Consider the following 14,717-nt stretch of genomic DNA (forward strand, 5'->3'; position numbering starts at 1 on the left):
CAAATAAAGTACGTGACATGTATTCATACTTAGCCCTCTTAGCACTATAATTACCTATATAAAATGATAACAAACAAAGCTCAGCCATCGCTGCAATGTAATTTAGTCGAGGTTAATTTGATGCGAACTAAAGCGATAACAATTTCCGCAATAATATCACTCTCATTAAGCGCTAATGCGAACGATGACATTATGCCTTATGTCGTGGGTGGTGTGGATAGTAAAGCATTAGAGTTACCATGGCAGGTGTATATCGAAATTGATAAAAATGGGTCTAGATATGCGTGCGGGGGAACTTTAATTACAGATACTTGGGTCGTTACAGCAGCACACTGCTTAAATGATAGTAAATCATCATTTACTGCAGTTGATAGTAGTCAGGTAACGGTATATTCAGGTGGTATCGATAGGTCAAATAGTGGTAATCAGTCTCCTAATACATTGGTTAATCTCATTGTTCATCCGAGTTATAGTAGAGTCACCAACACCGACGATATAGCATTATTGCAATTATCAGCTCCTGTTGCATCTCCAGCACAGGCGATAAAATTAATGGATAACGGGTTACAAATCGATGCTGATATTGAATTCAAAGCTGGAATTGGTAATAACTTACTCCTATCTGGCTGGGGACGTACGTCAACAGATGGTAATCAAAGTACTGATATACTTCAAAAATCGGCCGTTACCGGTATTTCAGATGATAGCTGTGCAATCACTTGGAGATGGACTGGACGGGAGGCTAATTATATTTGCGCTAATGCCTTTAACCGGGGATCTTGTAATGGTGATTCCGGTGGCCCACTTATATGGCAAGATAAAAGCGCCACTAGTGATCGTGACCTTGGTTACCGATTAGCGGGTGTTGTGAGCTTTGGTCATGTAGATCAATGCGCGAAGAATGATACACCTGACGTCTACACTGAAGTGAGTACTTATCGTAAGTGGTTAGTGGATACAATTGATTTGAGTGGGCGTTATCAAGCGCCAGATCCTTTATTTACTCAGGACATTTTTGATGTTTCAAATTATCCTAAAGAAGAGAAGGACGGAGGGAGCCTAGGCTATTCACTTTTGCTTTTACTGACTGGATTATTGTTGTATCGCCGCTCTTAATACGTGTTTAATTATTGTGCCTATAATTATCCTATAAGACATCACTTAAAGGTGTAAGCATGCCTACGATTAGTGAATCGAGACGTCATTTCCGTATTACTGTATTGGCGATGCTATTTTATTTTTATACCCCAAGTATTCATTCACAACAATATATTTTACCTGAATCTGGTTCAAGGCTGATTGGCGAACGGGTACAACATGAAGTAAAAGTGGGTGATTATTTTCACTCTCTTTCACAGCAATATAATATTGGCCTGATCGCATTGATGGCCTCCAACCCAACCGTTGATCCATTTCTTCCTTTACCTGGCACGATATTGGAGTTACCAACTAGGATGTTGCTGCCAAACGTCCGGCATAGTGGCATAGTCATTAATTTACCAGAACTGAGATTGTATTATTTTCCTAAAAATACTAATAAGGTGCACGTTTTTCCAGTTGGTATCGGTCGAGAAGGTCGGGCAACCCCAGAAATGGATAGCTTTATTCAAAGTAAGATTAAAAACCCAGCTTGGACACCGACATCAAGAACACGCGCTGAATATTTAGAAAAGTACAAAACGGTGCTGCCGCCGACTGTACATGCGGGTGAACATAACCCGTTAGGTGATTTTGCGTTAAGGTTAGCTCATGGTCACAGTAATTATCTCATTCATGGTACGAATCAAGAATTTGGGGTTGGAATGCGAATTAGTGCGGGGTGTATTCGGATGAATCCAGTTGATATCGAGTGGTTATTTAACAATGTTAGTATTAATGATCCGGTTAAGATCATTAATAAACCGATCAAGTACACATTAGAACCGGATGGAAAGCGTTACTTGGAGGTGCATTCACCTCTGTCTTCTGACATATTATCTAACGATGATGATGAAAATAACATACTGAAACAGCTTGAACTTGATAATCGCGTAGATAAAATGGCCATAGATAAAGTCTTATTACTCCATCACGGATTGCCAATTAATATCAGTATTTAGCAGTTAATGTTTATAGCACTCATATAAAAAGGCCTTAAGGTAGAACAGCACTATACTGCAGATCTAACTTAAGACATTGGAGAGTTTATTTGCTGTAGGAAGCGGCTATATTGTCAATACGCATGTTGGCACGTTCGGCTTCTTCTTGGGCTTGTTTAGCCGCATCTGTTGCTGATTGCACCATGGATTTTAGCGCATCTTGTTCTGATTGTAATGATTGTACTTGGGCTGTTAATTCACTGACTTCAGAATTCAAACCACCAACACTATCTTTAAGATCGGCCTTGTTGTTTGCGCAGCCTGTAAGTAGTACTGCTGTCGTGATAACGCCAGCAATGAGTAATTTATTCATCATTGAAATTCCTCTCTCGATTAGTCTTAATAATCACACAGATTTGATTTGTGTCACCGTTAAGTATGTCAGAGGTTTTGGAATTTTCCACTATACAGGGTTAATAGTCAGGTAATGACTGTGTCAGATGCTCTATATCTCGATGTAATAACGCATCATCGGCTAAGTTTAATTGAACCAAACGTCGTAATTCAGAAATACTGTTAATATCAATACGTGTACAACGCATACCTAATACATGTTCTTCATTATGGATAAGAACCGCTTCCATTATTATGACTTGTTCTGCTGATAATTGAATGCTTAACGTGATGAGTTGGTTTATATCAAAGACAACATTTCTTGGTCTAGTGCAAGAAAGCCCACGCAGAGATAGATCTATTACATTTGTTTCCCACTGATGCCCATTACAGGTTAATGAAGCATCGTGGCTGAATAACACACGTTGAAACTGACGCTTATTGTTCATAATCGCACCTATTAATTAACTATATAACTTAATATATTAGGCTAAAAATGATCATTTGGCTGGTGGTTAAATCCCAAAAATTAACTATCATTATGATTATATTAAATGCATTCAATCGACGGCGGTTTGTAGTGATACAGTGAATAATTTAATGTCGTGATGAGCCCTGTGCTTACGCTTCGGTTTTTTATGATTTAAATATAACTATCTTAGTGGATTATTATCACGTACTAAACATCATAACTCTTAGTTATAAAGGCATAATTCTTCGTTACAAAAATACAGTTATTAGTCACAAAAACACAGTTGTTGCTTAAAAGATCATGGTGTAACATGGCGCAACTAACAGTTAGTCAGAATTACGAGTGGCCATAAATGCAGATTGAAGATTCATTTTTACCAATTTTAATCGTCCAAGACGGTCAAGTTAACTCTTGTAATCAAGTGTTTTCGGCATTATTAAATCTGACTATTTCTGACATTATTGATTTAAACATCAGTGGTTTATTACACCTAAAGGTTAATGGTGAATGTCGTGATATCAATACCTTATTTGATGATTCGAACGGTATTATTGAAGATGAAATTCACAGTGGTGAACTTGTAGACTGTAATTATTATCATATAAAAGTCCAATTTTATTGTAAAAAAATTGAGATTAGCACCTTTAAGTTATGTTTTAAAATCATTGAGAATAAAGCCATTGATCCCATTTCTGGGTTACCAAATGGATGGGCTATGAGTGCTCGAGCAACGCATTTATTCAACACTTCGAATCCCCTTAACCTTCGGATGCTAGTCGTCAGTGTCGATAACTTTTCTACGATAAACTTTCGTTATGGCTTTGATGCAGGCGATGAATATCTTGGCGTTTTTGGTCAACACCTGCAATCTAGATTGCAGCATGAAGGCTTAGTTGTTCGTTTTTCAAATGCCCGCTTTGGTATTTTAATCGAAAACAGAGACTATTTATCATCACTGGACTTTATTGATCATATTACGGCTATTTGCCAAAACCTATGTAACTGGTCATTAGAACCATTATGCTTAACCAGTAATCTGATGGTGAACAAATCAATTAGTATTGGTGTCAGCGCCGATCATAGCGAATATGATAATTATTTCGCGATGGAGATTGCTGCTGAGACTGCAATGAGAGAATCAGAGCGACACAGTAACTCGCACTATTGCTTTGCGAAAACAACTATTAAACCTGACTTGATGATGAATAAGTTGATTATTGATGAGTTTCCAGCGGCTATTGAAAACTCGCTGATCAAGATACATTATCAACCACAGTATGAGCTTACAAACAATAAATTAGTTGGTTTTGAGGCTCTGTCTCGTTGGATTCATCAGGATCTAGGTTACATAGCCCCCGATGTTTTTGTTCGTATTGCCGAAGATATAGGACTGCATTTCGAGTTTGATTTATGGGTATTTTCGCAAGTTTGTAAACAGCTAGTTCAATGGCGAGAAATGGATGTTTACAGCCCAAGAGTTGCGATTAATATATCCTTTAAAACGTTGGAAATGACCAATTTTGTTACTCGCTTACAAGCTATTATTGCAAAAACTGGCTGTCCTAAACATTTACTTGAAATTGAAGTCACTGAAACGGCTTCTATCACTAATATGCTGACGCTAATAGACAATGTTAGAGCGGTTAAAGACCTTGGATTACACATAGCCATTGATGATTTTGGAACCGGCTACTCATCATTAAGCTTGGTTAGAACACTCCGCTCATCTCTAGATACTTTAAAAATAGATCGTTCATTAATTGCTGACATATGTGATTCAAAGTTAGACCGAGAATTTGCACGTAAAGTGATTGGCCTAGGGGAAGTGTTAGAAGTAAAAGTACTTGCCGAAGGTGTTGAAACATTAGCGCAGCGTGATCTGTTACAAGCACTTGGTTGTGATTATGCACAAGGCTATTATTTTGATAAAGCGCTTTCTGATATAGAAGCTAAAAAGTTAATCATTAACCAAAACAGTGATTAAACTTTTCTTCTATCTATTTATAAATATTTGATAATGTAAGGATAGATTTCAATTTGTGGCTGTCTGACTGTCAATGATAGTTAACAATGATGAATAGAGGTTATCCTTATGAACAGATATTTACTTGCGACAGTTTTGACTGCGAGTTCTTTTATTTCTCCAAGCTTGATGGCTGCAGATGTAAGTTTCCCTCATTTAGAAACAACAGGAATAGGAGAAATCGTAACACCGCCAGATATGGCTCTGTTTAGTGTTCAAGTTTCAGAACTAGGTAAGACAGCAAAAGATGCTAAGAATGCTGTTGATGCCGCAATCGCAGCATTTAACCAACGCTTAGCAAACGAAGGTGTAGTGAGAACTGATATTGAAAGTTCAAACATCTCCCTTCGTCCTGAATACCTTTATAAAAAAGACAACAAGCCAGAGTTGATTGGTTACCGTGCAAATAGGCATGTCACCGTTACAGTGCGTGAGTTAGATAAATTAAATCAATTTTTGGATGGTGCGCTTGGTGATGGTATTAACAATATTAATAGCATTGAATTGAAAGTCAGTAATGAATCTCAGTATATAGAGCAAGCTCGCCAAGCTGCAATTAAAGATGCAAAACAAAAGGCACAATCTCTTGCCAGCGGTTTTGATGAGAAAGTTGACGGGGTGTGGAAGATTTCATATCGTCAATCTCAATCACGACCTGTAATGATGAGAGCGATGGCGATGGATAGTAGTGCTAATATTGAGTCATCATATCAAGATACAAAAATTGTTATTCGTGATCAGGTTGATGTTGTATTCCGCCTTAAAGATTAAGGTTCGTAGCCATTGATGTAAAAAATCAGGCCTTGCAATAGAAGGCCTGATATATTATTTATCACCAGATTATTTAGAATAACTCAGTGGCCCTGTACTTAGTGTAAAGTGATCTAAGTAAGCTGTTGAATCACGATCTACAGCCCATTTATTATCATTACCACCATGCCATAGCTGGGTAAATTGGTAATTGATTGCATGTATACCGCTTTCAGAAAATGTCATGTCTTTACGCTCAAGTACTTTAAAACCATTTACGTAAATAGTCACAATACCATTTGCTTGATGAGCGTCGTTCATTTTCACATACTGTTCGATAAGGTATGTTTTTTCACGCTTGAATGAAAAGTTTTTACCTTCATGTTGATAATCAATTTCATCACCACATGTCTTGGTCTTATCTTGATGGTAGAAGTAACCAATTGCCCGGCCATCTTCACGGAACATTGAACGTAAGCTAAAACCTTCGTCTTCACCTACAGTTGAACAACCATCGGGCTTTTCCTTCACTGCTGGATTTAAACCTGCAAGTCCTGGCATTTTACCGCCCATCGAAAAGTCATAGTCTTTACCAAAATTAATTTGGTATGAGAAATACAATTCGTTATATTCAGTTAGTTCCTTTCCTGCAGTTATTCCTTCTTTGAACTTACCTTTTGGATGAGTTACCGCTAACTTATTTGAGCCATCCATCGTGATGATATTTGCTCTGGCGTTATCAGTAACGCTTCCCCATTCGTTCTTAAAATCTGAATTAAACATTGATGAAGTATATTCACCATTCTGCTGGTTCTCGAAATCGATACTATCGATGATACCTTGCGCATTGTTATAATCAACATTTGGTACAACGTCGTGAATCTGACTTGGATCTGTTGGACTAGGATCTGGAAGCGGAGATGGATCCGGATCTGGAACCGGAAGTGGCAATGGATCTGGAGTCGGTAATGGATCTGTTTGAGCGTTGTCACCACTTGATGAAGAACCGCCACATGCAACTAAAAATGTACCTGTAAATATGCAAAGTAATAACTTTTTCAAATGAACTCCTAATTCGTCGTTGTTTAATTTTTAGGCATGCTACCGTCGTTTTTCGTACTGTGCAAGTTCGTAAAACGAGCGTTTATTGTGTTTTATGTTTGTAAGTCCTTGGTTTAGACTTCTAAGTAATTGACGTTAAAAGGGCTAAAATTATTTAAAAAATAATTTCATTTTATAGTGTTATATCTCATTTATGTGCTACCGGAAGTGATTTATATAAATGGGTGTGGGTTGATAGCATTCAATACGCTATTTTTATCCGTCGTTGTATATCACAAAAAAAACCTTATAAATCGAATCTAAACATACAAAGTGATATTAAAATGAGTAAGTCCAAAGGGTACCTTTGGGAGGCTAGGGAACTTTGCATTGTATAAAAATACGGCGTTTACAGGTGGGGATAATACATTCTTATCGTGTGCTATTTGTCATTTACGAAGTAGGGCAGATTAATAATTATTTAAAGACAAAAAAACAAAATAAATGATGTTTAAAAATAGACTGACATTTACGATTGATATATACATATTTTACAGAACAGCCCTAACATTCAGAATGTCACCCGTTAACATAGCGCATAAAAATCAGGCCTCGCAACAGCAAGGCCTGATCTCTAATTAATAACCAGATTATTTAGAATAACTCAGTGGTTCTGTACTTAGCGTAAAGTGATCTAAGTAAGCTGTTGAATCACGATCTACAGCCCAATCATCATTATTACCACCATGCCATAGCTGGGTATATTGGTAATTGATTGCATGTATACCGTTTTCAGAAAATGTCATATTCTTACGTTCAAGGACTTTAAAACCATTGACGTAAATAGTGACAATACCATTGGCTTGATTAGCGTCGTTCATTTTCACATACTGTTCGATAAGATATGTCTTTTCACGTTTGAATGAAAAGTTTTTACCTTCATGTTGATAATCAATTTCATCACCGCAATCTTTGGTCTTATCCTGATGATAGAAGTAACCAATTGCCCGGCCATTTTCACGGAACATTGAGCGTAAGCTAAAGCCCTCGTCTTTACCTACTGTTGAACAGCCATCGGGTTTGTCATTAACATTCGGGTTTAAACCTGCAAGTCCTGGCAATTTACCGCCCATCGAAAAGTCATAGTCTTTACCAAAATTAATCTGGTATGAGAAATACAATTCGTTATGCTCGGTTAGCTCCTTACCTGCATTTATCCCTTTTTTGTAAGTACCTTTTGGGTGAGTTACCGCTAACTTGTTTGAACCATCCATCGTGATGATATTTGCTCTACCAGTAACGTCGCCCCATTCATTATTAAAATCTGAATTAAACATTGATGAAGTATATTCACCATTCTGCTGGTTTTCGAAATCGATACTATCGATGATACCTTGCGCGTTGTTATAATCAACATTGGGTACAACGTCATGAATTTGACTCGGATCAAGTGGGCCTGTTTGAGGATTTTCATCAGTTGATGAAGAACCACCGCACGCAACTAAAAATGTACCTGTAAATATGCAAAGTAATAATTTTTTCAAATGAACTCCTAACTCGTCATCGTTTAATTTTCAAGCATGTTACCGTCGTTTTTTGTACGGAGCAAGCTCGCTAAGTGAGCGTTTTTATGTTTTATGTTTGTAAGTCCTTGGTTTGGACTTCTAAGTGATTGACCCTAAAAGGGCTAAAATTATTTTTAAAATAATTCAACTTTATAGTGTTATATCTCACTTATGTGCTACTGGAAGTGATTTATATAAATAGCAATGTGTTTTTAACTATAAATATGCTATTTCCTTCACCGTTTTATACCACTAGATAAACGTTATAAATTGAGTTGGAGCGGGCTAAGTGGCATTGAAATGAATAAATTCAAGGTATGTTTGTAAATGGAGGTGCTTTACACTGTATAAAAATACGGCTTTGTCACGTGGTAATAATGCATTATTACCACGTGGTATTTGTCATTTACCAAGCAAGGGTATTAACAATCATTTAAAAATAAATATAATGGATGGCTAAAAATAGGCAGGCATTTACCACTGACTTACGTGTATTTCTACAGGAGTACGCTAATATTCAGTATGTCACCCGCTAACATAGAAGGCATCAAATGATTATCCGTGATAAACCAAGTGTATTTAAATTATTTTTTATTCTAGAAGGTTCTATTATTCCGCTGGTATTTCCACAAATATTATTTATTGCGTTACTCAGTACCTTGGTCGCGGTTGCACAATACAATTTCCCTATTATATTTCCAACTTATACGATTGCACCATTTACCCTTTTAGGTGTGGCATTATCCTTGTTTTTAGGTTTCCGTAATAATGCATGTTATGAACGTTGGTGGGAGGCTAGAAAACAATGGGGGCAGTTAATAGTCGATTCTCGTAGTTTAGCGAGACAAGTACATTCATTTATAGATAGTAATAAAGAGGGTGGTGAGTTAATGCAAAAGCGATTAGTTAATCTGACCATCGCTTTTAATCATGCATTGCGACATCATCTACGCAAAACAGAACCTTGGGATGATATACGAAAATTTCTAGAACAAGAAGATATCGATTATCTTAAGAAATCCTATAACATTCCAGATTCGATATTGCGCTTGATGGGGGCAAAACTTGGTACATGTAGACATAAAAAATTATTGTCTGATTTTCTAGTTCAAAGTATCGATGAACACATTACATCGATGACAAGTGTGCAAGCTGCATGTGAACGAATCGATAATACGCCATTACCATTTGCATATAGATTACTTGTTCAACGTACATCTTATTTATATTGCATCATATTACCCTTTGGACTTGTTGCGTCTCAAGGATTTGCCACACCACTATTTTGTGCAATAGTCGCGTATACATTTTTTGGATTAGATGCATTAAGTGAAGAGTTAGAAAAACCATTTGGTTTATCTTCTAATGACTTACCACTGCACGCAATGACTCGCTCATTAGAAATTAGTCTTTTGGAATTGATGGGGGAAACTGACTTACCCGAGCCTATTAAACCTAAATCTCATTTAATAGAATAGGTATTCTCTATAATTTATAGTACTTACTTTCTATAATTATTGAGAGTAAGCACTGTAAATTAGCAAGCTAAGCTGTTTTCATTTTCAATAAATATTTAGGACCCACGCGATAAATCAACAGTGAAAACAATATTAAGCAACAACCTATCAATTTTGTCATTCCCATCGTTTCACCGTACCAAAGCATGCTTAAAATTACAGTCCACACTGGTTCTAAAATCATAATGATCGCCGCATTTGCCGTGGTAGTATTTTTTTGACCTGCAGTTTGTAATGCATAGCGTAAGCTCGTTGCAATAAATACACTCATCGCTAACCAACCCCAGGTTTCAATACCGATTAATTCTGGCCAATTTTCGGTGAGTAATGAAACGGTAATACCTAAAAGACCAGTAACAAATAATTGAATACAGGTAAGTACTAGAGTTGGTATCTTTTGAGAAAAGTGACTGTTTAGATTAAACTGAATAGCTAACATGAATGCTGCAATTGCAAACCAGATTTGGCTACCTGATAACGACCAAACACTACCTTGAGATAAGAATATCAAACCTGAAATCGCGAAGGGTAATGAAAACCAAAACATACGAGGAGGTCTATTTTTAAATAATAACCAAGCAACAATAGGTACTAACAGCATAGACAAACTCATGATAAAGGCACCTTCACCTAATGAGTCACTGATCGATATGGCATATATCCAAAGTAATATTGCAGCGCCAAGAAAGCAGCCAACGGTTGAAGCTTGAAGTAACGTTTTACGATCTAACGATAACAGACCTCGATAACAAAAAGGCAGTAATAATAATGACGCAAGAATAAACCTTAAACCGATGAAACCTGCACTGGGTAACCCTTGAATAGCTTCACTAGAAAATATCCAGCCGGCAGATGCGAGTAAGGTAGTGATAACCAATATAGAGTCGGCTTTATGGCTTTTTAACATTATGTTCCTAGAAGTAAGTTTTAGTTGGTCATGATTAGATCCGTATTTTAACGCCATTCTTTTCAACTTCCCATTGTAGGCGCTATATTTAATGAATTATATTTGCTTAGTTGATTATGGATGAAGATCGCATCAGACATTAATAAGTGCCACACTTAGTTTTTTACCAACTAGTAATAATCGCACGGTATTCACTCCTATTAATCTAAAATAAGCTTCATTAGATCGCGCTTTAGTGTTCTCGTCAACTTTAAAATGACGATTGTAAGCTGTTGTATTATAAGTATTAAATCAGATTTTGTAATTGAATGGTGAATTTAAGGTCGTGTTTTTACGACATATTAAATCTACCTGTATGTATATACAGCTATATTGGTGTTCTAAATTTAGCCACTAACGAGTCGTATGAATAGTAAAGTTATAATTAACGCCTTAAATAGTGGGGGTTTTATTAATATCTGGCAGTATATAGATGAAGAACAGCTTAAATACATTCATTTAAAATAAAAATAAATACTCTAAGCTGTTGAATTTTAATATTAAAAGAGTGATTATTTGAAATTGATAGGCGTGCTGTGTAGATTCTATTAATCCTGATGGGTAATCATAGCCAAAAATCAAAAATAGGGGGCTAAAATAGATTGAGCATAATTGGTTGTGTGAACAGTCCTAATTTCAATCGTATAAATGATTATTTGATGTAAATATTAAAATCTAATTATAATTTATTATTGTATCTTATATTTTTATTATGAATTTAAACTTTAAGTCTTTATTTGATTAATTAGTCTGCACTAGTTTAGTTCAAATTGAGAGGGGTTTTAATTCTTAATGTGCATTTATATTTGATGTATATAATTCACCCGTGATTGGGTGGTAATCTCTTTATTTCGTATAATGACCGTTAACAGAAATAAAGACTTTATATTTCAGTGTTTTAGCGCTGAATTGTTTAAGGTTGTAATGTGGTCGTTTAATGGTTGTGAAATTGAAATTGAAATGTAATTTAATACGTTCACTAATATCAAGCCTATGCATTCTAAAATTAGTCTACTAGTGAAGTAATAATTAAGGCATTAAATTAGTTATATATTAAAATGTAGAGTTAAGTTATAAGTCTTAAATGAACTTGAATTTATGTTATTATGTATTCACTTTAATTCTATTTTACATGAAATAGAATTTTACTAACTCATAGACTCAATGGTATAAATATGAAGATTAAGCCTGACGCAACCAGAAAGAACAGCACGATAAGAATGTATGAAGATTTACTCGAAAAATTAGAAAGAATAAGCGAACAATGTAATGTTTCCAAAAGTCAGTTTGTTGAAGGTATGCTTGCGGATGTTTTTGAACATGGCATGAACAAACTACTATTGGGAACCGGGATTATTACCGTACACCTGAGTAATAAGATTACAAGGAAGCATGCAGAAAATGTGTTGTTAGAAAACTATCCACAAATTAAAAATACGTTGTATATAGAAACAGATAATGATGATACTGAAATTACAGTTAACTTAAATGGTAATGAGTTCAGTCATGATGATGTTAGCTGCATGTTTCATGCAACGCTTAATGAAATGGTTCAGCTAATTGATAGCTAAGTTTCTATTAATGAACTGTAGTTTCTGGAATGGAAAGGCGAATGTCTTTCCATTATTTACATAGCTATTGTTACAGAATCTTGTTGTAGCTCTGAACCATATAGTTTTATGATAGGATTTTTTAAACCTTGCATACGAGTAGCGACGTTGGTCAGATTTAATCGGCGTTAGTTATTGTTTCCAGGCGTTCTCTAAATTCTCTAACCGTCGCAAATTTATTATTCACACCACGAGTGTAGAGCTCTACCATTCTTAATGTTTTCCATCTTCCTGCTCGCATAACTAATGAGTCATCAAAACCTGCGCTAACAAGATCGCAAGATGCACCAACTCGAGCCGAGTGACCGCTAAAAGGTCGTTCCGGTAAATCGATATGTTCTTCGAAACTAAGTGCTAGATTATGTGTGGTAATAGCATGCCATGTGTTAGCAAATACCAGTTCAACCGTTTTCGTCGATATTGGTTTATCATACGGATTAGGTGTTATATCACTCAGCTTTAGCGTTTCTAATTTACCACCTCGTGGGGTAATTCGTTTAAACAGAAATTGGCCATGGTGTGTAGCTACCTTCTGTAAATATAAAGGCAGTAATTTAGAAGTGAATTTGCTTAAATGTACAATCGAACCGTCTAATGATTTATCCGTTTTGGAATTAGTAATATTGATATTATATAGACCATTCACTTTTTGAACTTGATCGATAAACAAATTACAGGCTTCACTTTCACGTAGCAAACCGTCATAGCAAATGTTCAATAGTAAAACATTACGTATGGAAATCAGTGAGTTGATGTTAAGTTGGTCATTTACAAATCTAAGGTGATTATATGAAAAGGCCACGGCTTGCTTACGCTTTACACCTAGTTTGACCTCTTGTTTTGAGATTATTTTTAAACGAGCGGTGATCACTGTTTTGAAATAAGGGATCTCTAATCCTGCTAAACTGTGTATTTTAGAAACTGCCCAGGCATAAATACGTAACGTTTGCGCTTTGCAACCACGTTCATTTTCTTTGATAAGAAAAGATTCAAGTACAGTCGCATCTTGTAGAGGCAAGGGGATCACATTACGGCTAGCACAATAATCATTAAATTTACTCACATGGAAATGTAACGATTTTAGCGTGTTTTTTTCTAACTGTTCTTTACGATCACTGAACCTAATTAGGTTTTCAATGTGTTCTTCGCTTAAATTATTAGATGCAACAATCGATTTATTACTTATATTTATCAATGCTTTAGGCATTATACATCCGCATTTATCAAAGACCTTAAATATTTACGCGACAATTATAGCATTAACAACTGTATAAGCAAACAGTATAAATGGCTTGTTTTTTCGTGCGCTATGTGAAATCTGACGTTGTGTTCAGTATCCTAGCTAGTAGATTTCACGTATGGACGCGTAAATGACTCATTCATATAGCAATTATACGAAATAATAGAATTTATTTCAGACCGTGTTAAGGCCGTTTTACTTTCCGTCATAAGGTTTATGGTTAGTCATTACGCTAAGTTTGTTAATTCCATCTCACATGTTAATTGATAGAAATTCAATTACTACACTTTATTAACAACCATGCTTGCATACAGACCGGCCGGTCTGTATAGTGGGTTATACAAGTTCTGATAGATGTTTATTAATTTAAGTCATTATCAGTGACCCGTATTTGTAGTCAATAGAGAAATATATGGTCGACATTCGAGATTCAGAATTAACAAGACAAACCATTTTAGATATAACTGCTGGTGAAATGTGGCAGCACGGTTATAAAGCGACGAGCTTGTCAGAGATTATCAAAAAGGCAAATGTTTCTAAAGGTGCACTTTATCATCATTTTAAAAACAAACAGGCTCTGGGTTATGCTGTTTTTGAAGAGATTTTTGCAGCTCAATTTCACGAAATGTTCGAACCTGTTTTAGCACAAGATGATGCAATTACGGCTTTAACCGAATTATTTGCTGTTATGCCATCTATGGGTTGTGAAGAAGATATGATTGGTGGTTGCCCAGTTAATACGATATCTCAAGAAATGTCATCGCAAGATGAAGGCTTTAGAGAACTTGCTAATAACATGTACCAGAAGAAAGTTAGAATGTTTGCTGAATCTTTTGAGCGAATGCAACAGTCCGGTAGTATTAAACAGGATGTTGATTGCAGATCATCGGCTTTACTCATCGTATCTTGTTTTCAAGGTATGATGAGCTTGATAAAAGTATCTCGTGATAAACAGCAAATGATTGATTTACTTGATGGAATGAAGAATTACTTAAATGGTCTTAGAGCTTAGTTAAACCAGTAATTTAGGCATAAGTTAAGAATAATAGCGAATAACATTCGCTTAAATTAGTATTTATGTC

General features: G+C 35.8%; 13 protein-coding genes. 7 read left to right on the forward strand and 6 right to left on the reverse strand.

Translation table 11 applies throughout. The features are described from left to right. Positions 1-120 precede the first annotated feature (120 nt). Both JFU56_RS00375 and JFU56_RS00380 read left to right on the forward strand, forming a co-directional pair. Positions 121-1,116 (forward strand): trypsin-like serine protease, encoded by a 996-nt coding sequence (locus tag JFU56_RS00375; RefSeq protein WP_198435317.1) that lies wholly within the window; start codon positions 121-123, stop codon positions 1,114-1,116. Positions 1,117-1,175: 59 nt separating this feature from the next. Next, positions 1,176-2,099 carry a L,D-transpeptidase family protein gene (locus JFU56_RS00380; protein WP_198435318.1) on the forward strand — a complete coding sequence of 308 codons (924 nt, stop codon included), beginning with the start codon at positions 1,176-1,178 and terminating at the stop codon, positions 2,097-2,099. Positions 2,100-2,184: 85 nt separating this feature from the next. Here JFU56_RS00380 and JFU56_RS00385 read toward each other — a convergent pair whose 3' ends face one another. Next, positions 2,185-2,454 carry an Lpp/OprI family alanine-zipper lipoprotein gene (locus JFU56_RS00385; protein ID WP_374221016.1) on the reverse strand — a complete coding sequence of 90 codons (270 nt, stop codon included), beginning with the start codon at positions 2,452-2,454 and terminating at the stop codon, positions 2,185-2,187. Between the two features lie 97 nt (positions 2,455-2,551). Next, positions 2,552-2,920, reverse strand: coding sequence for a PilZ domain-containing protein (locus tag JFU56_RS00390; RefSeq protein WP_198435319.1), 369 nt, complete (start codon positions 2,918-2,920; stop codon positions 2,552-2,554). Positions 2,921-3,295: 375 nt separating this feature from the next. On the opposite strand from JFU56_RS00390, the gene JFU56_RS00395 reads away from it, so the two are divergent. Continuing rightward, on the forward strand, positions 3,296-4,927 hold the full coding sequence (locus JFU56_RS00395; protein ID WP_198435320.1) for a bifunctional diguanylate cyclase/phosphodiesterase: 1,632 nt from the start codon (positions 3,296-3,298) through the stop codon (positions 4,925-4,927). Positions 4,928-5,035: 108 nt separating this feature from the next. Beyond that, positions 5,036-5,737 (forward strand): oxidative stress defense protein, encoded by a 702-nt coding sequence (locus JFU56_RS00400; RefSeq protein WP_198435321.1) that lies wholly within the window; start codon positions 5,036-5,038, stop codon positions 5,735-5,737. A 69-nt stretch (positions 5,738-5,806) separates the two neighbouring features. Here JFU56_RS00400 and JFU56_RS00405 read toward each other — a convergent pair whose 3' ends face one another. After that, a complete protein-coding gene (locus JFU56_RS00405) occupies positions 5,807-6,778 on the reverse strand; it encodes a polysaccharide lyase (protein ID WP_198435322.1) in 972 nt (323 codons plus the stop codon). A 629-nt stretch (positions 6,779-7,407) separates the two neighbouring features. Further along, positions 7,408-8,301 (reverse strand): polysaccharide lyase, encoded by an 894-nt coding sequence (locus JFU56_RS00410; RefSeq protein WP_198435323.1) that lies wholly within the window; start codon positions 8,299-8,301, stop codon positions 7,408-7,410. Positions 8,302-8,873: 572 nt separating this feature from the next. Here JFU56_RS00410 and JFU56_RS00415 point away from each other — a divergent pair. After that, positions 8,874-9,800 (forward strand): bestrophin family protein, encoded by a 927-nt coding sequence (locus JFU56_RS00415; RefSeq protein ID WP_198435324.1) that lies wholly within the window; start codon positions 8,874-8,876, stop codon positions 9,798-9,800. Between the two features lie 67 nt (positions 9,801-9,867). On the opposite strand, the gene JFU56_RS00420 is transcribed toward JFU56_RS00415, so the two are convergent. After that, positions 9,868-10,746 carry a DMT family transporter gene (locus tag JFU56_RS00420; protein ID WP_198435325.1) on the reverse strand — a complete coding sequence of 293 codons (879 nt, stop codon included), beginning with the start codon at positions 10,744-10,746 and terminating at the stop codon, positions 9,868-9,870. A 1,214-nt stretch (positions 10,747-11,960) separates the two neighbouring features. On the opposite strand from JFU56_RS00420, the gene JFU56_RS00425 reads away from it, so the two are divergent. Continuing rightward, entirely contained in the window at positions 11,961-12,356 is a 396-nt protein-coding gene (locus JFU56_RS00425; RefSeq protein WP_198435326.1) for a ribbon-helix-helix protein, CopG family, read from the forward strand. A gap of 157 nt (positions 12,357-12,513) precedes the next feature. Here JFU56_RS00425 and JFU56_RS00430 read toward each other — a convergent pair whose 3' ends face one another. Continuing rightward, entirely contained in the window at positions 12,514-13,602 is a 1,089-nt protein-coding gene (locus JFU56_RS00430; RefSeq protein ID WP_198435327.1) for a tyrosine-type recombinase/integrase, read from the reverse strand. Positions 13,603-14,047: 445 nt separating this feature from the next. Between JFU56_RS00430 and JFU56_RS00435 the strand changes: the two genes are divergently transcribed. After that, entirely contained in the window at positions 14,048-14,647 is a 600-nt protein-coding gene (locus JFU56_RS00435; RefSeq protein ID WP_198435328.1) for a TetR/AcrR family transcriptional regulator, read from the forward strand. Positions 14,648-14,717 lie beyond the last annotated feature (70 nt).

Origin of the sequence: Moritella sp. F3 (assembly GCF_015082335.1) — a bacterium.
In the GTDB taxonomy this organism is placed as follows: Bacteria; Pseudomonadota; Gammaproteobacteria; order Enterobacterales; family Moritellaceae; genus Moritella.